The organism is Turicibacter sanguinis (assembly GCF_013046825.1).
Taxonomy (GTDB): Bacteria; Bacillota_I; Bacilli_A; order MOL361; family Turicibacteraceae; genus Turicibacter; species Turicibacter sanguinis.
Genome location: NZ_CP053187.1, coordinates 2,640,512 through 2,667,030 on the forward strand (window position 1 = coordinate 2,640,512; position 26,519 = coordinate 2,667,030).

Annotated in this window: 21 protein-coding genes; 2 read left to right on the plus strand and 19 right to left on the minus strand. The window is 34.8% G+C overall.

Annotated elements, in window-relative coordinates; all coding sequences use genetic code 11:
• The 3 genes from HLK68_RS12825 to HLK68_RS12835 form a co-directional block, all read right to left on the minus strand.
• Positions 1–1,344 carry an ABC transporter substrate-binding protein gene (locus HLK68_RS12825; RefSeq protein WP_006784719.1) on the minus strand — a complete coding sequence of 448 codons (1,344 nt, stop codon included), beginning with the start codon at positions 1,342–1,344 and terminating at the stop codon, positions 1–3.
• 362 nt (positions 1,345–1,706) lie between these two features.
• Positions 1,707–3,653, minus strand: a complete 1,947-nt coding sequence (locus HLK68_RS12830; protein ID WP_132942713.1) for a GTP-binding protein — start codon at positions 3,651–3,653, stop codon at positions 1,707–1,709.
• A gap of 239 nt (positions 3,654–3,892) precedes the next feature.
• A complete protein-coding gene (locus HLK68_RS12835) occupies positions 3,893–5,188 on the minus strand; it encodes a Na+/H+ antiporter NhaC family protein (RefSeq protein ID WP_055166313.1) in 1,296 nt (431 codons plus the stop codon).
• Positions 5,189–5,429: 241 nt separating this feature from the next.
• Between HLK68_RS12835 and HLK68_RS12840 the strand changes: the two genes are divergently transcribed.
• Positions 5,430–6,065, plus strand: coding sequence for a hypothetical protein (locus tag HLK68_RS12840; protein WP_009607063.1), 636 nt, complete (start codon positions 5,430–5,432; stop codon positions 6,063–6,065).
• A gap of 538 nt (positions 6,066–6,603) precedes the next feature.
• On the opposite strand, the gene HLK68_RS12845 is transcribed toward HLK68_RS12840, so the two are convergent.
• From HLK68_RS12845 to HLK68_RS12900, 12 genes are all read right to left on the minus strand, one after another.
• Complete coding sequence (locus tag HLK68_RS12845) at positions 6,604–7,434, minus strand: energy-coupling factor transporter transmembrane component T family protein (RefSeq protein ID WP_055166316.1); 831 nt, start codon at positions 7,432–7,434, stop codon at positions 6,604–6,606.
• On the minus strand, positions 7,434–9,137 hold the full coding sequence (locus HLK68_RS12850; protein ID WP_009606848.1) for an ABC transporter ATP-binding protein: 1,704 nt from the start codon (positions 9,135–9,137) through the stop codon (positions 7,434–7,436). The genes HLK68_RS12845 and HLK68_RS12850 overlap by 1 nt, the downstream gene beginning before the upstream one ends.
• A 213-nt stretch (positions 9,138–9,350) precedes the next feature.
• On the minus strand, positions 9,351–9,905 hold the full coding sequence (locus HLK68_RS12855) for an ECF-type riboflavin transporter substrate-binding protein (RefSeq protein WP_006784725.1): 555 nt from the start codon (positions 9,903–9,905) through the stop codon (positions 9,351–9,353).
• Between the two features lie 101 nt (positions 9,906–10,006).
• The gene (locus HLK68_RS12860) at positions 10,007–11,227 is read right to left on the minus strand and encodes a BaiN/RdsA family NAD(P)/FAD-dependent oxidoreductase (protein WP_055166319.1); all 1,221 of its coding nucleotides are present in this window, start codon (positions 11,225–11,227) and stop codon (positions 10,007–10,009) included.
• A 92-nt stretch (positions 11,228–11,319) separates the two neighbouring features.
• Complete coding sequence (locus HLK68_RS12865; RefSeq protein ID WP_006784727.1) at positions 11,320–11,940, minus strand: zinc dependent phospholipase C family protein; 621 nt, start codon at positions 11,938–11,940, stop codon at positions 11,320–11,322.
• 12 nt (positions 11,941–11,952) lie between these two features.
• Entirely contained in the window at positions 11,953–12,996 is a 1,044-nt protein-coding gene (locus HLK68_RS12870; protein ID WP_055166322.1) for a hypothetical protein, read from the minus strand.
• A 387-nt stretch (positions 12,997–13,383) separates the two neighbouring features.
• Entirely contained in the window at positions 13,384–13,530 is a 147-nt protein-coding gene (locus HLK68_RS12875) for a hypothetical protein (RefSeq protein WP_006784729.1), read from the minus strand.
• A 549-nt stretch (positions 13,531–14,079) separates the two neighbouring features.
• Complete coding sequence (locus HLK68_RS12880; RefSeq protein ID WP_006783176.1) at positions 14,080–15,126, minus strand: ABC transporter substrate-binding protein; 1,047 nt, start codon at positions 15,124–15,126, stop codon at positions 14,080–14,082.
• Positions 15,127–15,133: 7 nt separating this feature from the next.
• Positions 15,134–15,913, minus strand: a complete 780-nt coding sequence (locus HLK68_RS12885; RefSeq protein ID WP_006783177.1) for an ABC transporter permease — start codon at positions 15,911–15,913, stop codon at positions 15,134–15,136.
• A complete protein-coding gene (locus HLK68_RS12890) occupies positions 15,907–16,752 on the minus strand; it encodes an ABC transporter permease (RefSeq protein WP_006783178.1) in 846 nt (281 codons plus the stop codon). The genes HLK68_RS12885 and HLK68_RS12890 overlap by 7 nt, the downstream gene beginning before the upstream one ends.
• 3 nt (positions 16,753–16,755) lie before the next feature.
• Complete coding sequence (potA, locus tag HLK68_RS12895; protein WP_006783179.1) at positions 16,756–17,799, minus strand: spermidine/putrescine ABC transporter ATP-binding protein; 1,044 nt, start codon at positions 17,797–17,799, stop codon at positions 16,756–16,758.
• A 21-nt stretch (positions 17,800–17,820) separates the two neighbouring features.
• Positions 17,821–18,363, minus strand: a complete 543-nt coding sequence (locus HLK68_RS12900) for a helix-turn-helix domain-containing protein (protein WP_006783180.1) — start codon at positions 18,361–18,363, stop codon at positions 17,821–17,823.
• A 362-nt stretch (positions 18,364–18,725) separates the two neighbouring features.
• Here HLK68_RS12900 and HLK68_RS12905 point away from each other — a divergent pair, with 362 nt between their 5' ends.
• Positions 18,726–20,294: a PASTA domain-containing protein gene (locus tag HLK68_RS12905; RefSeq protein WP_006783181.1), complete on the plus strand. Its 1,569-nt coding sequence runs from the start codon at positions 18,726–18,728 to the stop codon at positions 20,292–20,294.
• Between the two features lie 118 nt (positions 20,295–20,412).
• Here HLK68_RS12905 and typA read toward each other — a convergent pair whose 3' ends face one another.
• The 4 genes from typA to HLK68_RS12925 form a co-directional block, all read right to left on the minus strand.
• A complete protein-coding gene (gene typA / locus HLK68_RS12910) occupies positions 20,413–22,239 on the minus strand; it encodes a translational GTPase TypA (protein ID WP_006783182.1) in 1,827 nt (608 codons plus the stop codon).
• 231 nt (positions 22,240–22,470) lie between these two features.
• Positions 22,471–23,451, minus strand: a complete 981-nt coding sequence (gene holA / locus HLK68_RS12915) for a DNA polymerase III subunit delta (RefSeq protein WP_132942712.1) — start codon at positions 23,449–23,451, stop codon at positions 22,471–22,473.
• A gap of 169 nt (positions 23,452–23,620) precedes the next feature.
• Positions 23,621–25,852, minus strand: a complete 2,232-nt coding sequence (locus HLK68_RS12920) for a DNA internalization-related competence protein ComEC/Rec2 (protein WP_238581482.1) — start codon at positions 25,850–25,852, stop codon at positions 23,621–23,623.
• Entirely contained in the window at positions 25,821–26,399 is a 579-nt protein-coding gene (locus tag HLK68_RS12925) for a helix-hairpin-helix domain-containing protein (RefSeq protein ID WP_006783185.1), read from the minus strand. Before HLK68_RS12925 ends, HLK68_RS12920 begins: the two co-directional genes overlap by 32 nt.
• Positions 26,400–26,519 lie beyond the last annotated feature (120 nt).

Consider the following 26,519-nt stretch of genomic DNA (forward strand, 5'->3'; position numbering starts at 1 on the left):
TTATCGCCCCATTGCTTCATCCATAATTCTTGGCATTTCTTTAATAACTTTTTCAGCCGCTTCTTGTGGTGTCATTGTTCCAAACACGACAGCCTCTCCTGCACCTTCATATAAATCTTTTACATCTGTGTATTCAAAGAATGGATGCATGATTGTTGATTCAATATTTGAGTGCATATTGTAAGCCTCTACCGTTACACCAGTTAATAATCCTTTATCAACTAAAATATCATATCCAGCTTGGTTAGCAGGAATTCCACGTTGAGTTCCCATGATTTCAACTGCTTTTTCATCTGTTAACATCCAGTTTAAGAATTTTGCAACTTCTTCAGGATTTTGAGCATTTTTACTAATTGCAAATCCCATTGAAGGTTTTTGAATATTACCAGTTAATTTTGCTCCATCCATTGTGAATTGAGCGAACGGTTCTACTACTTGACCTTCTTCTAACGTATCAATGTATTTAGCGGCACTTGAATCCCACTCATTAATTCCACCGTATTCTCCAGTGATCCATTTTGGATTTTTCTCATCTAATTCATTTGAATCAACATTTCCAGCAGGCATTACATGATTTTCAACCATGTCTGCTAATAATTGATATCCAGCTGTTAATTCTTCAACTGAGTATTGAATGTTTCCATCAGTATCAAAGAATGTTTTCCCTGTTTCTTGCTCTAAGTAACTGAAGACTAAATACATCATTCCTGCTTTTCCTAATTTACTTAGTGCGTAGTAGTTATCTCCTAATGATGATTGAATTGCTTTACCAGCATCCATTAATTCGTCCCAAGTTGTTGGAATGTCGACTCCAGCATTTGAGTAAAGCGTTGTATTTAAGAATGGTACACGAGCGGTAATACTTGTTGGAATAGCTTGAAGTTTATTTTCAATTGTCATTGCATCTAATAAAGATGAATTATAGTTTCCTAATTCTAAATTAGATAACGTATTTAAATCGTAGAACCCATCACCATCTGGTGAGTAAATCCATAACCAGTTGTAGTTTACTTGCATTAAATCTGCATTTGTTCCCCCTGCATATTGCGTTGTAAATTTATCTTGAAATCCAGACCAAGCCGCATATTCAGGTATGATTGTAACGTGTGGATTTTCCTCCATGTACAATTCAATCACCTCTAATGTCGCCGCATGACGTGAATCTCCTCCCCACCAAGAGAAACGGAATGATACTGGATCATTTGATTCAGTTGTTGTCCCCTCTTGTGTTGTTGATGATTCTGGTGTTGTTGTTGAACCGTTATCTTTTGCTTCGTTCCCTGAACAAGCCACTAATGTTGCAGCACAAGCAAAAACAGTTGCTAAAGACCATATTTTTTTCACTTAAAAACCCTCCCTAGATTTTTTTACAACTTAATAGCTGTTTTTGATTTAGTGAATCCCCCCGGTTGGTTCACCAGATTGCCCCTCTTTTTCTCGTTCGTATATGCGAACTTCATTCGGTTGGAAACGCTTAACTCAAAATTATCATACTTTTTCCAATGTCACAAGATAATTCCACCAAATAATTTGTGAATTTGTTTAAAATCTTTGTGATTTTTTGAATTTTTTCCCAAAAGACATATGCTCAGAACCAAAACAACTAGGATTGTTGGTTTTTGTCGATTTTGTCGTTTTTTACTTTGAACTTCAACTTTTTTACCTGATTAATTTAATAAAAAAAGATGGTAACTCTTTACCATCTGTTAATCACAATGCATATAATCATCCGCTAAATCCCAAGGAACAATAAACCCGCTTCCTTTTGAACAAAAAATAGAGGCAGAAGGATTTGAGCGATCCTCCTCTTTATTATATTGTTGCAATTCAATGATACTTGCTTGGTTATGACACACATCATATCCCCTAACACGCAATGAAATTTTCCCTAATCCTTTTGTATAAGATAAAAATTCAATGGGATAATCCATAAATGTTGCAACAGGAACTCTCCCTTTAATAATACATTGATCATTTCTAGTGACTGGCGATTCAAATGTCCCAGCAGATTTTTGAATATCCGTGATAACTTTTCCCATTAACGATAGATCAACTTCTATTTTAAAATCGTAATACGGTTCTAAAATTATTGAGTTTGCTTTTTCTAAACCTTGACGAATCGCACGAGATGTTGCCTCATAAAAATCTCCTCCACTCGTATGCTTAGGATGAGCTGCTCCCGTTAATAACGTTACTTTAATATCCGTGACTCGAGACCCTGTTAAAATCCCTACAATTTTTCTTTCTAATACTTGCTGTTTGATGAGATTTTGATAATTGATTGGTAACTGTTCTATATGACAATTCGATTGAAACTGGACTCCACACCCTCGGTCTGCGGCCTCAATTAAAAGATGAACTTCTGCATAATGCTTTAATGGTTCATAATGTCCTCTCCCAATCACTGAATCAGCAATCGTTTCAAGATAAATCACCTCACACGGTCCAAATGAAATATCCTTGTGATATCTCTCTTTCATCAGATTCTTCAAAACATCTAATTGAATGATGCCCATAATTTGAATCTGAATTTGTTTGGTCTCTTCATTCCAAACAACACCTAGCGAAGGATCCTCATCCTCTAATCGCCTAAAATAAGATAACATCTCAAGGGGATTGATAGATGAATCATAAAGAACCGTCACACTTAAGGCAGGCAATAATTCACAAGAGTGTCTTTCAACTAAGTCACCTATCCCATCAAAAATTCTAAAATCACATAATCCCGTCACACCAACTAATTGTCCTGCCTCGACATAAGAGACACTTTCATATTTACTTCCTTGATAGACTCGAATCTGATTAATCTTTTCCTGACATTGCGTCTTTTGGTGAATAAACGTATCTTTAACGGATAACGAACCCGATAATAATTTAAGAAAAGTGACTCTTTCCCCTTTTTCATCATATCGAATTTTATACACACGTCCTGAAAAAGAATCCTGTATGGAGTAGTTTGTTTCAGTTAATTCATCTAGCACCCATAAAAAATCAGCAATTCCGATATTCTTTAAAGCAGAACCCGCCATAACGGGGATCATCTTTTTTTGCTTTATTTTAACTTTAAGAGCTTTAATCCAATAATCACGTTCAAGATTTCCTTCAAAATATTCTGACATTAAAGACTCATCTGTTTGAGCAACTGTTTCAATTATTTCTAATGATAACTCTTTAATTTGTTCACTCGCTTCAATAAAAATGGAATCGACTTTAAATTTCTGCTCTATTTCGTTTAAGAGAGTTGAAAGATCGGTGCCTTCACGATCTATTTTATTAATAAAAATAAAAATCGGAATCTGATACCTCTCTAATAAATTCCAAATCGTTTCCGTATGGCCCTGAATCCCCTCGACTGCACTGATAACTAATATCGCATAGTCCATAATCTGAATAGAGCGTTCCATCTCCGTTGAAAAATCAATGTGCCCAGGTGTATCAATTAAATAATAGTCATGACCATTATAAGAAAAAGTTGCTTGTTCTGCAAATACTGTAATCCCACGTTTTTTTTCAATATCGTGATGATCTAAAAAAGAGCTTTGATGATCGACACGTCCACATTGCCTAATGGAATTCGTTAAATAAAGAAGTTGCTCTGCTAATGTTGTTTTACCACTATCCACATGCGCAAACATTCCAATCGTTTTTTTCATGATGACACCTCTATTTATAAACTTATTTTTTTATTATATCAAATCTTTTTTAAACTGTCCTTATAACATTATTCGAACATTTGTTCTAAAAATAGTTGCTATCCTTCAAATAATATGAGATAATAGCATGGTTAGAAAATACACCACTCTAAAAACGGATAAACTCTCCCCAAGTTTTTATCCCCTATCCTATTTTTCTACTTATCAAAAAAGCACCGCTTCATGCGGTGCTTTTTTGATTATTTTTTATTTATTTTCGGAAAACCAAACATAATGGCTAATAATCCGAAAAGTCCCATTAACATTGGATAATGAACATATGGGATAATTTCAAATGGAGAAATAGCTGCTAAACCAGCTGCTCCTAAAAGTTGAGCTCCGTATGGAATTAAACCTTGCCAACATGATGAGAAAATATCTAATAAACTAGCCGAACGCTTAGGATCAATCTCATATTCATCAGCAATATTTTTTGCTAGAGGACCAGATACCACAATGGCAATCGTATTGTTAGCTGTACAAATATCAACTAAACTAACTAATCCTGCAATAGCAAATTCAGCACCTTTTTTAGATTTAATTCGAGAAGTTAAAAGATGTAATAAAAATTGAATCCCACCATTAAACTTAATTAACTCTAGTGTTCCCCCTACAATTAAACAAATGATAGCTAATTCTTGCATTCCAGCCATTCCTGAAGACGCAGATTGAATTAAATCAGGGAACGTCGCAGCATGAGTGAACAATCCAATAATTCCCGCTACTAAAACACCACTACTTAATAAGGTAAATACATTAATTCCGACTAATGCTCCTACTAAAATATACAAGTACGGTAAAACTTTAATCCATTCAAAACTTCCAACACTTGTGGTCGTTTGATCAAATGACATTGTCGTCACGACTAATAATATCAAAGAAATAATCGCAGCTGGTAAGACGATAAAGAAGTTTACTTTAAACTTATCCTTTAATTCACAACCTTGAGTTCTAACAGCAGCAATCGTTGTATCAGAAATCATCGATAAATTATCACCGAACATTCCTCCCCCTACAACCGCTCCAACAACAAGAGCCACAGGAATTCCTGTGGCATTAGCAATCCCTAATCCAATTGGTGTTAAAGCCGTAATCGTTCCAACCGATGTTCCCATTGAAATAGAAATAAAACTTGCAATAATAAACAATCCTGCAACGACTAAATTAGGGGGTAACACAGATAAACTCATATTTACGGTTGCGTCCACGGCACCAATAGATTTTGCAACACCTGAAAAAGCTCCAGCTAATAAAAAAATAACAATCATCATGATAATATTTTCATGACCTGCTCCCTTACAAAAAACGGCGATTTTCTCGTTAAAGGTTGCTGTACGATTAAATAAAAAGGCACAAGCAGCTGCTAACATAAACGCAACTAACACCGGCATATAGTAAAAATCACCTGTGATAACTCCACTTCCCACAAACAATACTAAAAATAATCCTAGCGGTAATAACGCCCACGGATTTCCCTTATCTTTCAACTTATTCATTTTCTCAACCTCCTACAAACCTACATATAGCTTCATTGTTGATAGTTTAGCCTAAAAATTTATAGACTTTTTAAGTTTACTTTGATTGTCGAATGTTGTCAACTATTTAGAACATCATTTTACATAACTTCTTTACATTTAGTCAAAAAAACTCATTTCTTTCGACAAAAATTCCGATACTTTCACTACTCATATAAGATATAGTAAAGAAAACGTTTATAAATGTAGGAGAGACATAATAATGAGTGTAAAGCAAGTAATCTTAGGCCGACTTAACTCCATTGAGCGGGAAGGAATGGAAGACCTAATAAAATTTCTAAATAAAAGTGATTACTTCCTTGCACCTGCTAGTGTAAGGGGGCATTGTAATTATCCATATGGATTAGCCATCCATAGTCATAACGTTGTTGAATTACTAATCGAAAAAAACAAACGATTCCATCTAGGATTAACACTTGAAAGTATCTACTTAGCAGGCTATTTACATGATTTATGTAAAGTGAATATTTTCAAACCCGTTTTAAAACTTCGATACAATCAAAAAAATGAAAAAGAATGCTACTTCACCTATGACTGCATCGATGATTTTCCTCTCGGTCATGGAGAAAAAAGCGTCATTATTGCGCAGCAATATATTCGTCTAACACTTGAGGAAATTTTATTAATCAGATGGCATACAGGACCCGCTACACCTTGTGAAAATACTTACCGATACGATCAAGCATTAAAAATATGCCCTGCTATCAAAGCGATTTTTACCGCTGATGAAGAAGCAGCAACCTTCTTAGAAAAAATTAAAGAACCTCAAGTCTATCAACTAAGTGTCTATTATGCTTGGAAAAAAACAGGTATTCTACCTAAAAATCTATTACATTGAACTAAAGTAGAAAAGGAGCCGCCTTTAAGAGGCTCCTTTTCCTTAATGTCGACTCAAATTTTTAATAGGTAATCCCTATCTAATAGACTTTTTTTTCTTATTTAAGAATAATCAAATCTTAATCTGTGCATAAACAATGTTTTTTTACTTTATAGGCGGCTTGAGAAAAGCATGTATGTCATCTGGTTCAAAAAATCATTATGAACTAGATAGTATAAATTTTGAACACAATCAACGCCTCACTTAATTGATCTTTTCAATCAATATTTTAATTGCTTTCATGAATGTTTTTTCTAAATGAAGTAAGCTAACTGCTACCTGTTCAAACGTTTAGAGAATTAAATCAGGTAGCACACTTTTAACTCGTTCTACTTCTAATATCGGCTTCATTTTTTGAGTTTACCATCTCTTCATATCCCTTCACCGTTCTAGTCAAAATTCCACCCTATCCCCCCTTCTTTTATAAGATAAGAATTTTTTAAAATAATCGCATTAAAACAAAAAAATCGTCATGAAACAAATCATGACGATTTTTTATTTAAATAAAAGGATTATAAAAGCGCGTTCCATTAGAAAAGGTAATAACTAAAAAAATGGCCATTAAAACGCTAAATCCTACAAGTGTATAAGTATCTCGCTTTAAAAACGGACGTTCAGAATAAAAGGTGCGTTTTTTATGTTTACCGAATGCCCTTAATTCCATCGCATAGCTGATTGTTTCAATACGATCTAAACTAGTCAAAATAAGAGGCATTAAAATGGCAGACGTATTTTTAAGACGAACCCATAATGTTGCCTTGCTAGACATATCAATTCCACGCGCTTGCTGAGCTTGAGAAATCTCAACAAAATCACGTTGAATATCTGGAATATAACGCATAGCAATCGCAACAGAATAAGCCAGTCGATAACTAATTCCAATTTTGGATAGTGACGCTGCAAATTCACTTGGATCAGTTGCTGATAAGAAGACTAAACCAAGGGGAATAATCGTTAAGTACTTCAAGGTCATATTAAATTGATAAAATAATTGTTCCTGCGTTAAGACATACGGTCCAAATAATTTAAACAAATCATGCTGTGTTCCGTAAATATGAACGCCTTCAACTGGGGAAAAAATAAAGACCGCTATATTATTGATAACTAAGAAAATTAAAATAAAATAAAAGACGAGCGCCACTTGTTTAAATTCAACTTTTGATAGCTTAAATAAAATTAAACTGATGATAAACATCATCCCAAGAACACGCGTATCATAACTTAACATCGCCGTGATAGACCAAAGTAAAAAGCAAATTAGCTTCGTACTCCCTGTTAAACGGTGTATGGGTGAATCCACATCAATATAAGCAAGCATTTTAGTATTCATTAAGTTCTCACCGCCTTATCTGCAAAAATAAATTTTCGAATAAAGTCCACCGCACTCGGAAGTCCTGTCTGCATGGCCAGTTGATAAAGTGATGTTTTCTTTAAATGAGAGGCTTCAATCAGTTGATCGTCAGTTAAAACATGCCACGTTGACGTATCAGCTAACACTTCCCCATTTGTAATCACAATAGCACGAGTTGTGTATTCAAGCATTAAATGCATGTCATGTGTAATCATTAAAATGGTAATGCCACGTTGATTAAGTTCGACTAAAAACTCCATAATTTCGGTGTAATGACGTAAATCTTGTCCGGCAGTTGGCTCATCTAAAATTAAAAGTTCTGGATTTAAAACCAAAATAGCTGCAATACTTACACGTTTTTTCTGACCAAAGCTTAAAGCTGAAATCGGCCAATTACGATATGGATAAAGACCACAGATTTTTAATGTTTCAATCACACGTTCCTGAACTTCTGTTTCTGATATCCCACGAACACGAAGTCCAAGAGCCACTTCATCAAAAATTTTTGTCTTTGAAATCATCTGATTCGGATTTTGCATCACAAGCCCTATCTTATCTGCTCGTTCCTTAATCGTTTGAGTTCCCATATCTTCGCCATTCAATAAAATCGTTCCTGAAATCGGTTGATAAAATCCACTAATCAACTTTGAAATTGTTGATTTTCCTGCGCCATTTTTTCCAACTAAACTCAACATTTCACCTTTACGAATTTGGAATGAGACATCCTTTAAGGTTAAGCTATCAGATTGATAACCAAAACAAACTTTCTTAAACTCAAGCAAAATGTCTTCCTGATTTCGTTCTTTTTGAATTTCCGTCTGATCATACCAACGATGAAGTGCCTCTTGACATCTTGATAAATCCATTTGATTTAAAGATTGTGGATTCATACTCGCTAAAATCTCGCAATTTGCGTATTTTAACGCTGTCACATATAAAGGTTCGCGAATTCCAATTTGAGATAAAAGATTTGAGGCTAATAACTCATTTGGTGTCATATCAGCAATAATACAACCTTCATTCATTACAATAATTCGATCAATGCATGCCTGTAAAACGTCTTCTAAACGATGCTCAATAATCACAATCGTTTTATGCGTTTTTCTTGAAATTTCATCAATTAATGACATTGTCTGCTCTCCAGCTGCTGGGTCTAAATTGGCTAATGGTTCATCAAATAATAAAATATCAATATCATCCACCATAACACCGGCAAGCGTAACACGTTGCTTTTGTCCGCCTGATAATTCGTGTGGAGCAGATTTTAAATGCGTCTTGATATCAACAAGTGTAGAGACTTCATTCACAATTGACTTCATTTCAGCTTGTGGCACTTCTAAATTTTCAAGTTTAAACGCAATATCCTCTCCTACCGTTAAGCCAATAAATTGGTCATCGGGATTTTGAAGAACTGTCCCTACATAATTAGATCGTTTAAACAGATTATGCTTTAGAGCATTTTCACCTTTAATTTTAAGATTTCCACTTAACTGACCTTTATAAATATTAGGCACTAATCCATTAATACAATGAGCTAACGTACTTTTCCCAGAACCAGAAGGCCCAACGATTAAAACCTTTTCACCTTCATAAATACACAAATTTATATTTTTAAGGGTTGGACTTGACTGCACACGATATTGAAAACTAAAATTTTCAAATTCAATCATCGGTTTTCGCATTCTCATCATCCTTTCTTTTCACGCGACAAAAAATTAGATGAATTAAAATCAATCTAACAAATTTGTTATCATTCTTTTTAATTCACCTAATCTCGATTTTTATTTAACTTCAATATTATAACACAAATTTTATAAAACAGACAAACTTCGACAATGTTTTTTATGTAAAAAAAGCATCTGATAACGCTTCTTCAGATGCTTTTTAACTAAGGATTAATATTCAGGTTTTAAACTTCCCTTTGGGGTACGTGTTTTTGCATAAGCCCCAACTAATAAAGAACCTAAAATTCCAATCGTAATCATGTTAAACGATCCCGCAACCGCTCCTTGAAGATAAACTTTATCTGACGGTTCAGCATAAATCAATACGTCAAGCATCGGTGCTACAATAAACCATCCGACGATATTTGCCGCGATTTGAGCTAGGTTAAAGATAATGATTTCTCGTTTGCCAAAGATACCATCTTCCATGTCAATTCGTTTGGCTAGTAATCCAATCACAAGTCCAATCATTCCTGAGGCAATAATCCAACTAAACCATGGACTTCCCCAAATTAAAATATCTTTTAAAAAGTGACCAATAAGCCCTGTTGCTAACCCAGCCATTGGACCATATAATAATGCAATTAAAGCTAAGACAGCATAAGCTGTTTCAAAGTTTGTATTTGGAATTCCGGTTGGTAATGAGGCAAAACGCGATAAAACGACAAAAATGGCAGCTCCAATCCCAATCGCAACGACCGTTTTAATTGATAGTCTTTGATTCATTTCTAAACTCTCCCTTCGAAAAAGGTAAAAATCAACACTCACTAGTATATCGGTCTGATTATGTGATGTCAAGAAAATACAAACTTCGACTATTGTAAGTTTTAAGCATTAATTGCTAAAGACGCAATGTATCCCATTGAAAACGCTGCTTGGATATTATATCCACCTGTATCGCCATCAATGTCTAATACTTCTCCCACAAAGTATAGATTCTCAACTTTTTTAGACTCCATCGTTTTGGATTTAATTTCTTTAATCGAAACACCGCCTGTCGTGACCATGGCCACATGATAGCCTCCAAGCTCTTTAACTTCCATTTCGTACTCCGTTAATATCGTTAATAATTTTTGGCGTGTCACCTTACTAATTTCAGCACACTTTAAGTCATCACTGATGTGACATAGTTCAAGTACCTTATCAGCAAAGCGTTTCGTCAGATTTAAATCACGTACAATCGTTTTGACAAGTGTTTTTCCACCCGCTGCTAATTTTTTTGTTAATTGACTTCTAAATGCTTCAATCGACTCAGCTCCAACGAAGTTACATTTAATAACATCACCAGCTTGCATATAGCGTGAATGATTGATAATTCCAGGGCCTGAAACACCAGTATGTGTTAATAAAAAGTCCCCGTGATAAGCGCCTATTTTTTTTCCGCCACGCCAAAGTGTATATGATAAGTCTTCAAATGACGTTCCCGACATATCCACAAGTTCGTAATTTTTAATTTTTAAGGGCGTTAAAGCAGGCTTCATTGGGATAATTTTATGTCCGAATGACTTTGCTATGACTTGTCCATCTCCTGTTGACCCAGTATGAGGATAACTCAGTCCTCCTGTTGCAATCACAACTTTTTTGGCTTCATATGACACTTGATTGGTTTTCACAGTAAAAAGATCATCTACTTTTTCGATTGACTGTACAGCCGTTTCAGTGATGATGTCAATGTGACGTTTGTGACATTCTTTTAATAAAACTTGTAAGACATCCATCGATTTTTGTGATTTTGGAAAAATCTTTCCCTTTTCAGTTGTCATAAATTCTAAGCCACGTTTTCTAAAGAAAGCTAGTAAGTCTTCATTTTGAAATGAAAGGAGGGCATGTTTTAAAAATTTTGCATTAGGTCCATAACACTCTAAAAAGTGATGAATGTCACCCGCTTGTGTAATATTACATTTCCCTGCACCCGCCATTAATAATTTACGCCCACACGATTTATTTTTTTCAAGAATGGCAATGCGCTGTTTTTTTTCAGCACACATAATAGCTGTAAAAAGACCGGCTGGTCCTGCCCCTACGATAAGTACATCATATTTATTCAACGTTTTTTCCTCCGATTCTTAGGTTGCTTTGTTTATTGTATTACGAGGATATTTTTTTAGTCAAGCGAAAGAAAAAACTAGCAACTTGGTTGCTAGTCTTCAAAGAGATGAAAATAAGTCACGATCTGCTGACAACACCTTTCAATAAACAACAAAATATCAGTCATATAAAAGGCTTCAAGTTCCGTGTCACCTTGCTTATCTTTTTCTAAATCTTGCTTTAAAACTTTAAGGCGCCATTGTTCAACCTCATCCCGACTTAACAAGGGACAGACCGGCATTGCAATGGCTTGTTTTAAATCAGCCGATAAGGGTAAGACCTGTCCTTTTAATAAATCATCGATTCGTTGCATATCACGGTAATAAAGGGCATGCAACTCTAAGCGTTCCATCCTTTCTTTTCGAGCATGAAAATAAGGAGCATAAATAATTTCACGCCATAGGTAATCTGTATATAAATGAATTAAATATCCAAGTTTAAAGTCTTGAGTCACGCCTGTAATTATTTGTTTCGCTTGTAAAATCGCCTCAACATAATCGTCATCTGCTATGTCATAAAAATGTGTGACCGCCTTATCTGCCCACGTTTGATTCGGCCTCATATGAATGGCATCAGGACTAATTGAACCAAGCAACAAATCAGATGTCATGGGAATCGATAAACGTTTTGAAACGTTTTGGATAACATTCAAGTGCACAATCGGTGATGGCATCTTTGCCCCTCCTTATAATATGTGGCTCATAATTGTCAGATAGCGTTGATTAAACTGATCAACCTCTACTTGTTCAACAACTTCTACTAAATAATCAGAGATAGATTGAGAACTTATTTTCGGATGAGTCTGCATATAATGATAAAACAAGGTCGAAAGTTTGTATGTCCCAAATTGATAGCGTCCTAAATATTGATAAGGTTGATCACAAAGATGAAGTTGAGTGTTTAAATACATTTGATACGCTAGTTTCACATTAGCTTCTAAATAAGAACCTAAATCCTTATATTCCTCTTTCACATGCTTTAAAGCATTTAAAAGCATTTGATCATGCTTTAACGCTCGGACACGCGCTCTTAATTGCCTATGAATCGAAATGGGTTGTAATAATTGTTCTGTCAAGCATTCTAACACCTGTTTAGTTGAGCGTTTAATCGAAACGACAACATCTTCATTAAACAGTTGAATCGACTTTAAATCTAGTAATTCAAAACTCACCACATATACATTGCGTCGCTCAATATGCTGTGGCGTGAGTGATTGATTTAACGTTTCAATCACGTTTAATGGCTGGCACTCTTTATCATAACGTTTTATTTGTTCATTAATCAATGGCAAACGATTTTCTAACCAAAAGTTCTTGAATTTACATCGCTCAAGTTCCGCAATAACGAGGCCTAATTGTTCAAAAACCTTCTCTACATCTTTATTTAAAAACTTTTGATAAGCTTTAGAAAGATTTTTTTTTATCGTTTGTTTTTTTAATTGAGTGACTAGATACTTTGGACTTTGTAACAGTTCTGACAAACGAAGATCATTAAATTCTGAATCCGTTGCAATTAAAGGAATTAAGGTGCTTCCAATTGATTCTCCCTTTGGTAAAGTGTTGCGCACTTTATTTAATAATCCCTCACAATTTTCACTTAATTGCTCTTCTAAGTAACGAACGAACTCCGTATCCTCATCAATTTCACCTGAAAAAAGTAAGTCTAGTAATCCAATCACATCTAATGTGTAGGATGCCTCAAAAGACAATTTATTTTTCTGTTCGTTCATGAAGTTAATCCCCCTAAATTTTTCACCTAATTACTTTTATTTTATCATACAACGAAAACACATAACAGAATTAAATGAATCCCTTACAATAAAACTTAGATGCTTCATTCAAATTTAATCAATCAACAGACTCACCCCCCATCTTTTTCTTATCGTTGTTAAAAAAATTTGAAATAGAATGATTTTTAAACGTATCAATTTCATCGTTATCGAAATCACTCTACTCTCAATGTCAATCCCGATTAAACGATCTAAATCTCTTCACCAATACGATTCTTTATTTTAACACTCATACACAAGCTGACCATCTGCTTATGTTCCATTCAGGCACCTCCTTCATTGGATTAACCCGCCTATACCATCCTATAAAAACTTGAAAAAATAAGACTAAAGAACAAAAGCAGCTAAAATTTTATTTAAAAAAGTCAAAGTGGCTTGTTCTTGAGAATCGACAAAGAAGTTGATCCCTGATGGGATTAGAGTTCCCATAAAATTAACACCAGCATCGTCATTTAACTGACTAACTTGAATCACATAGATTATCGCCCCTCTAATGTGTACAGGATTAAGGAACATCATTTCAATCGTCCAATGAAAGACTACTATTGTCGTCTTACCACTGACTGGTTAAAACTCACCATCTCTAACGCAATACGGTCAAGTATCCCAAACACCGACTGGTCATTGGAACGTAATCCTTCAATTAACCATTCCCAATCACTAGCAGTGGTTATCAATTCAATACTAAAACAACGTAGTTTACAAGATTAACGTCTTGAAGATGAACACCTCCTTCACAGTCAATTAGGAGCCTTTAAATAGCATAGTCCCTAATCTCCCCTAGACAGTGATTTTGAATGTCTCAACTTCAACACCTTACTTCGTTTCATTTAATCGAATAGTCAAAATTTTTCCTAGCAAGTCAAACTCATAATCATATCAGCATCCGTGCAGATAGATGTCATTTAAAGATTTACGTGCGGCTATATGTAATCCTATTTTAAATCCGTAAAATGATTAACAGCATTCTCTTCTCTCTTTACCAAAAAAAAGCACTCGATTAAACTAATCGAGTGCTTTTTTTTATTTTGAAGCTGCTAAAACTTGTGTCCAAATATCATCATACTCTCTAACAAACTCCCCTGGATCTCTAAAGGTTTCCATCGGTAAGAAGTCTAATAAATCTTGTGAGGGACTGTATGCATCATTTTGTGTCCACTCCTCTTCTGAAACCATCTCTAATGTTTCAGTATTAGGTGTAGAATACATGACATACTCTGTATTCATTAAGGCAATCTCTGGACGTTGCATAAAATTAATAAACTCATGGGCTAAATCAACATTTTGAGCTGTTGATGGAATAACCATGGCATCCACCCATGTATTTGATCCTTCTTTTGGAATGGCATATTCCATGTTTTCATTTTCATCCATGATATAGGTCGCATCACCTGAATAGACAACCGCTAATGCTGCATTTCCTGCAATCATATTATCAATGACTTGATCTGTAACATAGGCATAAACAAGCGGACGTTGATCGATTAAAAGTTGCTTCGCTTGTTCTAATTCATCAATATTTTGAGTATTCATTGAGTAACCTAATAATTTTAAAGCGACCATTAATGAGTCACGTTGACTATCATACATAAAGATATTCCCTTTATAATCTTCATCCCACAAAATTGACCAAGAATCGACAGGTTCTTTAACAACGGTTTTATCATATAAAATTCCAACGGTTCCCCAGAAATAAGGAACTGTATACAAATTATCAGGATCATAAGGTAAATTTTTATACGCATCTGAAATATATTCAAAATTTGGAATTTTGCTGTAATCAAGTGGTAGAACAAGATTTTCTTTGATCATTTTTTCTACCATATAATCCGATGGGAAGGCTACGTCATAGTTTGTTCCCCCCGCTTTAATCTTTTGATACATCGTTTCATTTGAATCATATAATTCATAATACACTTTACAATTAAATTCAGATTCAAAAATATCTAATACCTCAGGATCAATATATTCTCCCACGTTGTAAACATAAAGTTTTTGTGTATCACCACTCGAACAAGCCGCTAACATGGCAACAAGGGAAAGACCCAAAAGCTTCAACCAATTTTTCATGAGATTCCTACACCTCCTTTTTCTTTCTAATTGAAAGATTATTTGAAATTAAAACTGAAATTAATACAAAACTTACCATAATAGTCGCTAAAGCATTAACAGTCGGACGAATTCCTCGTTTTGCCATTGAATAAACTTCAATGGATAAGTTTGTCGCACCATTTCCAGCTGTAAAGTAACTAATCACAAAGTCATCAATCGACATCGTAAAGGCCATTAAGGCTCCTGCCATAATTCCTGGCATAATCTCTGGAATAACGACTTTACGAATCGCTTGCATCGGTGTAGCACCTAAATCCATTGCCGCTTCAGCCATATTCGGATTCATCGCATAAAGACGAGGTAAAACAGATAAAACAACGTAAGGAATACAGAACATGATATGAGCAAGTAGCATGGTCGTAAATCCAAAGTTTAATTTAACGGTTTTAAAGAGCATCATTAAGGCAACCGCAATCACGATATCTGGACTAATAACTGGCAAATAGTTAATATTTAAAACAAAGGCTTTCGTTTTCTTTGTTAGTTTATAAATTCCAATCGAGGTAAAGGTTCCAACGACAACCGAAATAGCTGTGGCAATAACGGCCACAACCACGGTATATAAGACGGCTGTTTGCATTTTGCTATCTTGGAACAACTCTTGATACCATTGAAGTGAAAATCCAGTCCACTTTCCGCTCGATTTTGATTCGTTAAACGAGAATAAAATAAGAACGCCAATCGGTGCATATAAGAAAAGGAACATTAAAGCTAAGTAACATCTTGATAACCACTTATTTACCATGGTAAGGCACCTCCTGCTTGTCCATCTGAATCGAATTTTTTCATCAACCAGATTGAAAGTAAGATAAAGAGCATCAGAATCATGGATAAAGCTGATCCAAAGTACCAATTACCTGTTAATAAGAATTGTTTTTCAATTAAGTTCCCAATCATCATAAATTGTCCACCACCAAGTAACTGTGGAATGACGAACGTACTCACAGCCGGTAAGAAGACCATGATAATTCCTGTAATAATCCCTGGTAATGTTAACGGAAATACGACACGGGTAAAGACTTGTTTGCTATTAGCTCCTAAATCACGGGCCGCATCAATCAAGTTCTTATCTACTTTAGAGATAGCCGTATGAATTGGTAACACCATAAACGGCAAGAAGTTATAAACCATCCCTAACATAATTGAAAAATCAGAATACATAATGTCCACGGGCGCAATTCCGAAGAAATCTAAAATATTATTCAAAATACCATTTTTTCCAAGAATTGAGATCCATGCATACGTACGTAATAACATGTTAATCCACATTGGCATAATAAATAATAGTAAAATAGAAGATTGTCGTTTGGGAGATAATTGAGCAATAATCCAAGCTAGTGGATACCCAAACATAAAACATAATAATGTCGAAACAAAGGCGATCCATAACGAACGCCCAAGAGTTGCAATATAGATTGGATTAAAGAATTTAACATAATTTTCAAGCGTAAATCTGAAGGCCATTGGATTTCCATCACTTGGATCAATGATACTATATAAGAAAATCAAAATCATTGGGATGATGATCATGATTGAAATCCACACAATATAAGGATAACTTAAACGTTTTGTTGATTCATGCATGAGCTATACCCCAACTTCCATGACATGAATATCAGCTGGAGCAACTGTCATCCCAACTTCTGCCCCGACTTCTGCACTTTGTGTACTATGTACAATATATTCGCGCCCCTCGACCATCACAATAATTTCATAATGAACCCCTTTGAAGATGACCGTATCTACAACTCCTGTAAAGGCTCCCTTATCTTTTGAAACAATTTGTAAATCCTCAGGACGAATGACGATATCAACTACTTCATTTGCATTGTATCCTCGATCGACACATTCAAAAACATGATTTTCAAATTCAACTTTGTAATCTTCAAGCATCACTCCGCGGACAATGTTACTTTCTCCAATGAAGTTTGCAACAAAACGATTACGTGGCTCATTGTAAATATCAACTGGTGTTCCAATTTGTTGAATTAATCCATCATTTAAGACAACAATGGTATCCGACATCGTTAAGGCTTCTTCTTGATCATGAGTAACAAAAATAAACGTAATTCCCATTTCACGTTGGATTTCTTTTAATTCATATTGCATGTCTTGTCGTAATTTTAAGTCAAGCGCTCCTAATGGTTCATCAAGTAAAAGAACTTTTGGACGATTAACTAAGGCACGAGCAATCGCAATACGTTGCTGTTGTCCTCCAGATAATGAATCGATACGACGATTAGCATAATCAAAAAGTTTAACCATTTTCAACATACGGTTTACACGTTCTTTAACTTCAGACTCTGGCACTTTTTTCATTCTTAATCCAAATGCGATGTTATCGAACACGTTTAAGTGCGGAAATAACGCATATTTTTGGAAAACTGTATTAATTTCACGTTTATAAGATGGAATTTGAATAAGGTCTTTTCCATCAAACTTTACCTCACCCGATGTCGGTGTATCAAATCCACCAATAATACGAAGAAGGGTTGTTTTACCGCAACCAGATGGTCCTAATAAGGTAACAAATTCATTTTGATGAATCGTTAAATCGATTCCTTTTAAAATAATGTCCCCATCGTATTCTTTTGTTAAATTTTTAATCTCAACTAATGGCACTTTTGTCATACCAGATCCTCCTCAAAATAACTAGAAAGTTGGTGGCGTCGCGACCCAAAGTACAGATGCAGGTGCTTTTGAACTGTTCTTTAACTTGTGGTCAACATCTGCTTTATAATAAAAACTCTCGCCTTTTTTCACTTTATATCGTTTAGTTCCCAGGACAAGCTCAACTTCTCCTTTTAACACATAACCAAATTCCTCACCATGGTGAGGCTCATCATCATATGACATTCCACCTGGTTCTAAATCCACAATGATCGGCTCCATTTCATTCTTTTGAGCATTTGGAATAATCCAGCGAATGGTCATATTATAATCTAACTCTTCTTTTATAAATACATCTTCACGTTGAAAAACAACTTTCTGATCATTTTTTTCTTCAGCAAAAAACTCACCAAGAGTTGTTCCTAGTGCTTCTAATATATCAACAAGGGTTGCGATCGATGGTGAAGCTAAATCACGTTCTACCTGTGAGATATATCCTTTTGTTAATTCGGTACGATCAGCTAATTCTTCTTGTGTTAACTGAAGTTCCATTCGTAAACGCCTAATTTTTTCTCCGATTATCATGGCAACACCTCAACTTTTCGACTAAATAAATAAACTATTTGTTTACTAATAATAAACCTATTCTATTATATAATTAATCAATAGTTTGTCAATATCTTAACTAGATAAAAATATACTTATTTTCACAGTTTTATCGATATTTGCCTAAATGTGTGCCACTTTACTTAGTGTCTCCGAAATTAAATTGTTTAATAAACGAATTAATTAAAATGTTAATAAATCTTAAGAAAGTTCAAGCTTTAACAAATTGACATGGTATTTTTAAACAGAGTATAATGATTGTATTCTAATTAAAGGATATTTAAACATTTTAAGGAGAAAATTAACTAATTTAGGTAGGTAACGTGTTATAGGAGGAAAGTATGAGTCAGAAAAATAATGATTTTTTTAATCAATTTTTAAACAATGAATTACCAAAAGAAACACCTCTTGAATCAAAACCTTATGAAAAAGCATTTACGCAACAACCCGTCAAATCAACACCAACACCCAAAATTGAAGTAGATTTACGTCAAACGGTCAAATCAGAACCAGAAAAAGTTGAAGTAAATTCACCAAAAGGACCCGGTGTTTCAATTAAAACAGATGAAAAATATGAACGTTTTATTAATCCTAATAAAAAAAGAAATCAAATCATTGCCTTAATAACAGGTGCCGTTGCCGTTTTATCTGTTATTTTCTATCTTATCTTTGGGAATAAGGTAGAGGTTCCTGATTTCTCAGCCTATACGCCTTCGCAAATTGCGACATGGGGAACCAAAAATAACATGACGATGTTATATGTCGAAGAATATAATCACGAGTTTGAAAAAGGAACACTTATTTCACAAAATATCGCACCCGGTAAGAAAGTAAAAAAAGGGGGCGAGATGACGTTGGTGATGTCTCTTGGAATCGATCCTGAAGTCATCGTGACACTTCCAGATTTTGATGAAACATGGACAACCGACGAATTAATGAACTGGATTGATGAAAATAATTTAATGAATGCGACCATTAAAAATTTAGCAGATGAAACCATTGAAAAAAATCACTTTATTAAATCGGATTTAGATAAAGACCTAACCGAAATTAAACGTAAGACAAAAGTAACGTTTTATGTTTCAACAGGTTCACCTTTTATGATGAGCATGATTGATTTAAAAACTAAAACAGAAGATGATGTCAAAGCATGGGCTCAAAAAAACAACGTAACCGTCGTATATGAGAAAGTGGCGCATGATACGGTGCCAGAAAACCAAATCATCACTCAAAGCATTGAACCAGAAATTGAATTTAATCCAAAAACTGAAACACTAACGGTTGAAGTTTCAACAGGACCTGGTATTACAGTGCCAAGTCTAAATTCAATGACGATTGAAGAAATCAAGGCTTGGGCGACTGCAAATACAGTAAACTTAATGTTGACTGAAAAATACCATAACTCGGTGGCAGCTAATACGATTATCGAATCGAGTATTTCTTCTGGTGAAGTGATTAAAAAAGGCGATTTAGTCACAATTACAATATCACTTGGTAAAGTAGGCGTAAAAAATTTCATCGGAGATACTGAAATTTCATTTATGGAATGGGTAGATGAGCAAAATTTAAAAGGTGCTAATATTACGCCATCGATTACCTATCAATATGTTGACTCAGCTGAGAAAAATAAAATTATTGCGCAATCTCTTTATGATCGCCGTGTTGAAACAGGTGCTAATATTCAAATCGTTGTTAACCTTGGCGGTCATTTAACAGTTCCTGCCTTAACAGGATTATCTGAATATGATGCTCGTCAAACTTGCGAGTATAGCGGATTAACGTGTGTCTTTACTTATGACTATTCAAATGCTCCTGATGGAACCATTGCAAGTCAGGATCGTCAAGCAGGATACAATGCAAGTGAAGGTGATATTATGAACGTCATTATTTCTAAAGGTCCACGTCCTTAACTCCTAAAAGACCCGAATTTTTTTCGGGTCTTTTAAATTTAAATAAAAATGGTTTTCCCTAAAAATAAAAAAACGTCTCAGTAGCAAAGTGCCACTTAGACGTTTTTTTAATGAAACATTACTCAGCATTACGTTTACGTTTGTCGTATTTTTTACGCTCATTTGTATCTAAGATTTTTTTACGTAGACGAACTGATGTTGGGGTAATCTCAACTAATTCATCTTCGTTAATATATTCTAAGGCGTATTCGAGTGTAATTAAGCGTGGTTTCTTTAATACCACTGTATTATCTTTACCAGCTGAACGACAGTTTGTTAATTGTTTTGCACGCGTTACGTTTACGGCTAAATCTAAATCTTTGTTGTTTTCTCCCACGATCATCCCTTCATATACGGCAGCTCCTGGTTCGATAAACATGATTCCGCGATCTTCAAGTCCCATTAAACCGTAGTTTGTTGCTTTTCCGTTTTCCATTGAAACTAAAGCCCCATTTTTACGTTCTCCGACTGAACCTTTTTCCATCGGACGGTATTCAGAGAAAGTATGGTTAATGATTCCGTAACCTTTTGTTAAAGTTAAGAATTCTGTCATGAATCCAATTAAAGCACGTGATGGTACATCATAAATTAAACGAACTTGTCCATTTTCATTATGAATCATATTTTGTAATTGACCTTTACGGTATCCCATGGCTTCAATCACACTTCCGACATGCTCTTCAGGTGACTCAATTTGAACATATTCATATGGTTCGCATAAGACACCATCGATTTCACGGATGATAACTTCTGGTTTTGAAACTTCAAGTTCGAATCCTTCACGACGCATATTTTCAAGTAAGATTGATAAGTGAAGTTCTCCACGACCTGAAACAACCCACTCTTCTTTCGTTCCAACACGTTCAACTAATAATGAAACATCACGTTGAATTTCTTTATATAAACGCTCATCAATTTTAGAAGCTGTGACGTGTTTTCCTTCTTGTCCTGAGAATGGAGATGAGTTCGTTGAGAATGTCATTTTTAACGTTGGTTCATCAATATGTAAAATTGGTAATGCTTCTTCATGACCGATTTCACAAACCGTCTCACCTACGTTGATATCAGGTAATCCAGCAATGGCTACAATATCTCCAGCTTCTGCTGATTCAATTTCGATACGTTTTAATCCTAAGAATCCGAATAATTTCGTGATACGGAATTGTTGAGTTGTTCCATCTAAACGACAAATTGAAACCATTTGGTTCACATTAATCGTTCCGCGTACAACACGTCCTACCCCAATACGCCCTACATATTCATTATAGTCTAATAAAGCAGGTTGGAATTGAAGTGTACCGTTTGGATCCATTCCTGGATCTGGAATGTTTTCTAAAATAGATTCAAAAATAGATTCCATGTTTTCTTCTTGATCCGCAGGATCTGAACTTAAGCTTGCTGTTCCGTTTAAAGCTGAACAGTAAACAACTGGGAATTCTAATTGATCATCATCTGCCCCTAATTCAATGAATAATTCTAACACTTCATCGACTACTTCCTCTGGACGAGCAGCAGGACGGTCAATTTTATTAACCACAACGATTGGTGTTAATTTTTGTTCTAATGCTTTCTTTAAGACGAAACGAGTTTGAGGCATTGTTCCTTCGTAAGCATCAACAACTAATAAAACACCATCTACCATGTTCATGATACGCTCAACTTCCCCTGCAAAGTCAGCATGTCCTGGTGTATCTAAAATGTTAATACGATAATCTTTATAATCAATCGCAGTATTTTTCGCTAAAATCGTAATTCCACGTTCACGTTCGATATCATTTGAATCCATCACGCGATCAGCAACTGCTTCATTTTCACGGAATGTTCCCGCTTGGCGAAGTAATTGATCGACTAAAGTCGTTTTACCATGATCAACGTGGGCAATAATGGCAATATTTTTAATATTCATGCTTTGCACCTCTATCTGGCTAGATTAAAAAATTCATACTCGATTATTATACAACAAAAAAGGAATAATGTATCGAAAAATGATATCATTTTATGAAAATTTTTCAAAAGCACTTTCAAAAGAGACATAAATAAAGTTGTTTTGTCGAAATCTCTTATAGTTTGGACGGCTTGACGAACACTATCCTTTGTTATTTATAGCAAAAAAAAGCAAAACTTATGAAAAGTCTTGCTAATATCGTGATTTTAAATTGAGAATAAACATTTCAAGTGCTAATTCCTTTTTTAAAAGACCTGTTTTAATCTTATAATCAATTTGAGCTAATTGGTATAAATAACTTTGAATTAAGTCTAACTCAAAACGATGAGATTGTCCGTGAATTAATTTAACACGATAGGGATGTACATTTAATGTTTTAGCCACTTCTGCTTCACGGTATCCTTGACGACTTAGCTGAATAACCTGTGACATTAAGCGGAATTGATTCGCGATCATAATTAAAATTTTAAAGGGTTCCTCATTTTGCGTGAGTAAGTCCTGGTAAATAAGATAAGCATCTTTTACTTTTTGTTGCATCAAAGCATCTGTTAGTAAGAATATGTTATCCTCTAACTGTCTTGGAACTAGCAGATGAATTAAGTCAACAGATAAATATTTAGAGGTCGCATCATCTAAAAAATATAAAAAGATTTTATCTAGTTCTTGATACATTAAATCAAGCTTAGCATGCGTGAACTTCACTAATAACTCGACTGCACGAGGATCAAATTCAATGCCTTCTTCTTTTAATTTTTTTTGGGCCCATTGGATGAGCGTGGTTTCTGAGTAAGTTTCAAAGGTAAAAAACTCCGACTGCTTCTTTAATAACTTCACCACTTTTTTACGTTCATCTAATTTATCATAAGGGGCATAAATAATTAAAATATTATCACTAATCGGATGCTCTAAAAACGCCATAAACTTTTCTAAATCATGATTTAATTCGCCTTTTGAATCTTTTCCAGTTAAAAATAAAGGATTCTTCACTAAAATGGCTTTTCGATTACTTAAAAAAGCAACTGTTTGCAAATCAAACAACGCTTCCTGAATCGTTGATTCTTTCATATCATAAGAGATGACATCAAACGATTCAATTTGATGTTGCTCTAAAATTTCATTAATTTTCTTTTCACAAAGAACAGATTGTTCACCAAGGATCGTATAAATGGCCATAAAAACACCTCAGTCCCTATTTTATCACACTAAGGGCTCTGTCACAACCAAACACTTATCGTCCGTATTTTCTTTTGGTGTGACTTTTTTGTTTTTTTTATTGTGAGATTCAATTTGGTACTATACTTTTTCGTTGTGACTTTATTTAGAGAATTGTCTAATTTTTTAATTATTGAATATTATAAACATAAGGTGGAAAAGATTGAATCGATAGCCTATCCCTTCTAATTTTAAATTGAATACTTCCATCGTATTGTGTATTCAAGAGTGGAATTTCGAGTTGTTTCAAATTTTCGATTAACTCTACACTTGGATGACCATAACGATTTTTTCGTCCTGATGATACAAGGGTAATCATGGGACTTAATCTTCTCAAAAATGAATTTGAATTTGAAGTTTTCGAACCATGATGGGCTGCTTTGTATACTGTTAATTGGTTTAACTGATACCGACTCAAAATCTCAGCCTCCTCACTCACCCCCATATCTCCAGTCAATAGTGCGCTAAATCCATCCATCTCTAATGTAAACACCAATGACGCAGCATTCTCATCTGATTTGATCTGATTTGATTGTAAGAACGTGAGAATTTGATTCCCACACGTTAACACTTCTTCTTGTTTGACCTGCCGAAAAATCGTTCCTACTTCCTTTGCTACCTCTTCAATTTCTTTCATCAATTCATTTAAAGGTTGCCCATTTGTTAACACTTCTTTCACCTCAAAAGTTTGAAGTAGCGAAACGGCCTCTCCCACATGATCGAAATCACCATGTGTCAAAATCAAATAATCAATCGTTCGAATCCCCTCTCCCTTTAAAAAGGGCTCTAGCGTGGTTGAAAAAATGGGTTTAGGCTTCCCCGTAAACTGATAGGTACCACCCGTGTCAACCACCACACTACATCGCCTGTAGGACGATTGAATGATAACACTGTCGCCTTGACCCACATCAAGCATCGTGAACTGACTTTCACTGACAAAAAATCGATGGGATTCCAATAGAAAAATAACCAGGATTATGCTAATGGCATAGTTTGAAAAACAACGCTTTTTCTCAAACACATATCCATTCCCCAAAAAAAGCAGCAACAATCCTAGTAATAAATTTAAAGAAAACTCGCCTACAATCCAGTTCCACGTGAATAAACTGGCACTCCCTACAATGACACTTTCAAATAACATGAGAAGATGGTTCGTTAAGGGTGCAATAAACGGTATGAGAATCGTGAGGATTAAAAGCGGTAAAAGACATAGGCTCACAAGTGGAATCACCCATAAATTAACAAGATAACTCAACACATTTATTTCATCATAAAAGTATAATTGAATTGGAGCTGAAGCACATTGAGCAATAAACGGCAAAAAGAAGAATAAACTTTTAGTACCTAATTTTTGAAAAGTAGGTTGAAAACAAATTAAAATAAACGTCATCCAATACGAATAAATAAATCCAAGTTGATAAATTTGTCGTGGATTTAAGCATACATTGACAAGAAAGAGAATTGAAAAAACATCTAATGACGAGAGATTCAATCTTAGACGCTTATTAATCATCAATAAGATACTCATCCCACTCGCCCGAACAATTGAAGGACTTCCTCCACTGATGACCATAAATAAAACTAAAGCGACAATCACAATGAGTTGACTTAACTCCTCAATCACCCCTAATCGCTTTAAAACAAACCGTAAAAGAAAACTTAATAAGCCGACGTGTAATCCACTAATCGCAAACAAATGAATAATCCCAAGCTCAGAATACAGGGTTTGAATCTCTTCTTCTAAATCATCTGTCATTCCAAGCAACCAAGCTTTCATGTAGGCACCTGTCAGTGGTGGAAAGTTCATTTCTATTTGCTGAGCTAATTCATATTGCCACTGCCTAATTGTAAACTGATGCCCGATTAATTCAAATTCATTCGTATATAAGGTCAAATAAACCTTTTGATGAGACAAATATTGCTTAAAATCAAATCCATTGGGAACCGTTGCTGCCATTGGAACATTTAACTCACCGTTTACTAATACAATATCTCCTGGCATTAACTTCGGCTCAACAGAAGAAGTTGTCCAATAAATTCTTTCACTCCCTATTTCTAGAATAGCCGTTTGTTTCTCACGACTCTGCTTTTTGATTTTTACGACCAACGCTTCTGATGGCTCTAACGAGGCATTGGTATGAAGTTTTGTTTGATGTTCTAATGTATGGTAATAGCTAAAACTAATCAAAAAAATAAGGAAATAAATCCAGTATGTCTTAGGAAATCGGCGAAGATAGACAAGAAAAATAAACATCAGATACCAGGCCCCACCATTCATCAAGACTCCGATTAAAATAGCAAAAACCAAGTAAATCATATGCTGTCTTAACTTAAAGTTCGATAAAGTCTTCCAGGCTTTCAAAAGTCTTTTCTCCAATTCCTGTAACATTTTTTAATTCCTCAATGCTTTGAAACGGACCATAATCCATTCGATATTGAATAATAGCAGCTGCTTTGGTCTTTCCGATACCTGGTAAATTTTTGAGTTCATCCTCATTGGCTTGATTAATGGATATTTTTTTAGATTCTGACGATGATTCAAAAGACCACTGGAAATTTACGACCTCCTCTACATGAGGAACATAAATCACCATTTCATCCTTTATTTTTCCCGCTAAATTGATAGCATTCTGATCCGCTTTTTCAGTCAGTCCTCCCGCAAGCAAAATGACCTCATGAATTCTTGAGTTAGCCTCTACCTCATAAACACCAGGACAATAAACTTCTCCCTTTACATCAATTATATAATAAAGGCTTGAAACTTCTTCTAATTCAGATTTTGTAATCTCCTCTATGCTTGATTGTGATTCGATTACAATAGGAACCGACGTATTCTTAGGTTTGGCACTCATAAAGATGAGTGACATAACAATTCCACTCACGAATAAATAAACAAGTTGCTTTTTCATCGTTTTCACCTCATTTTTCTATACGCAAAAAAAAGGTGTTTTCCTTTTAAAAAATAAAAAAGACTTGAGAATAACGGTTCTATAATATTTGGTGTTGCTAACTAAGCAACGCCTTTTTTA

Excerpts from the sequence above, each read along its gene's own strand:
- HLK68_RS12865 (WP_006784727.1), bottom strand. The coding sequence starts at position 11,940 with ATGCCATCACCGATTGTGCACTTGAATGTTATCCAAAACGTTTCAAAA.
- HLK68_RS12855 (WP_006784725.1), bottom strand. The coding sequence starts at position 9,905 with ATGAATCAAAGACTATCAATTAAAACGGTCGTTGCGATTGGGATTGGA.
- HLK68_RS12890 (WP_006783178.1), bottom strand. The coding sequence starts at position 16,752 with ATGCATGAATCAACAAAACGTTTAAGTTATCCTTATATTGTGTGGATT.
- HLK68_RS12845 (WP_055166316.1), bottom strand. The coding sequence starts at position 7,434 with ATGAATACTAAAATGCTTGCTTATATTGATGTGGATTCACCCATACAC.
- HLK68_RS12840 (WP_009607063.1), top strand. The coding sequence starts at position 5,430 with ATGAGTGTAAAGCAAGTAATCTTAGGCCGACTTAACTCCATTGAGCGG.
- potA (WP_006783179.1), bottom strand. The coding sequence starts at position 17,799 with ATGACAAAAGTGCCATTAGTTGAGATTAAAAATTTAACAAAAGAATAC.
- HLK68_RS12900 (WP_006783180.1), bottom strand. The coding sequence starts at position 18,363 with ATGATAATCGGAGAAAAAATTAGGCGTTTACGAATGGAACTTCAGTTA.
- HLK68_RS12830 (WP_132942713.1), bottom strand. The coding sequence starts at position 3,653 with ATGAAAAAAACGATTGGAATGTTTGCGCATGTGGATAGTGGTAAAACA.
- HLK68_RS12870 (WP_055166322.1), bottom strand. The coding sequence starts at position 12,996 with ATGAACGAACAGAAAAATAAATTGTCTTTTGAGGCATCCTACACATTA.
- typA (WP_006783182.1), bottom strand. The coding sequence starts at position 22,239 with ATGAATATTAAAAATATTGCCATTATTGCCCACGTTGATCATGGTAAA.
- holA (WP_132942712.1), bottom strand. The coding sequence starts at position 23,451 with ATGGCCATTTATACGATCCTTGGTGAACAATCTGTTCTTTGTGAAAAG.
- HLK68_RS12885 (WP_006783177.1), bottom strand. The coding sequence starts at position 15,913 with ATGGTAAATAAGTGGTTATCAAGATGTTACTTAGCTTTAATGTTCCTT.
- HLK68_RS12880 (WP_006783176.1), bottom strand. The coding sequence starts at position 15,126 with ATGAAAAATTGGTTGAAGCTTTTGGGTCTTTCCCTTGTTGCCATGTTA.
- HLK68_RS12925 (WP_006783185.1), bottom strand. The coding sequence starts at position 26,399 with ATGAAAAAGCAACTTGTTTATTTATTCGTGAGTGGAATTGTTATGTCA.
- HLK68_RS12835 (WP_055166313.1), bottom strand. The coding sequence starts at position 5,188 with ATGAATAAGTTGAAAGATAAGGGAAATCCGTGGGCGTTATTACCGCTA.
- HLK68_RS12905 (WP_006783181.1), top strand. The coding sequence starts at position 18,726 with ATGAGTCAGAAAAATAATGATTTTTTTAATCAATTTTTAAACAATGAA.
- HLK68_RS12850 (WP_009606848.1), bottom strand. The coding sequence starts at position 9,137 with ATGCGAAAACCGATGATTGAATTTGAAAATTTTAGTTTTCAATATCGT.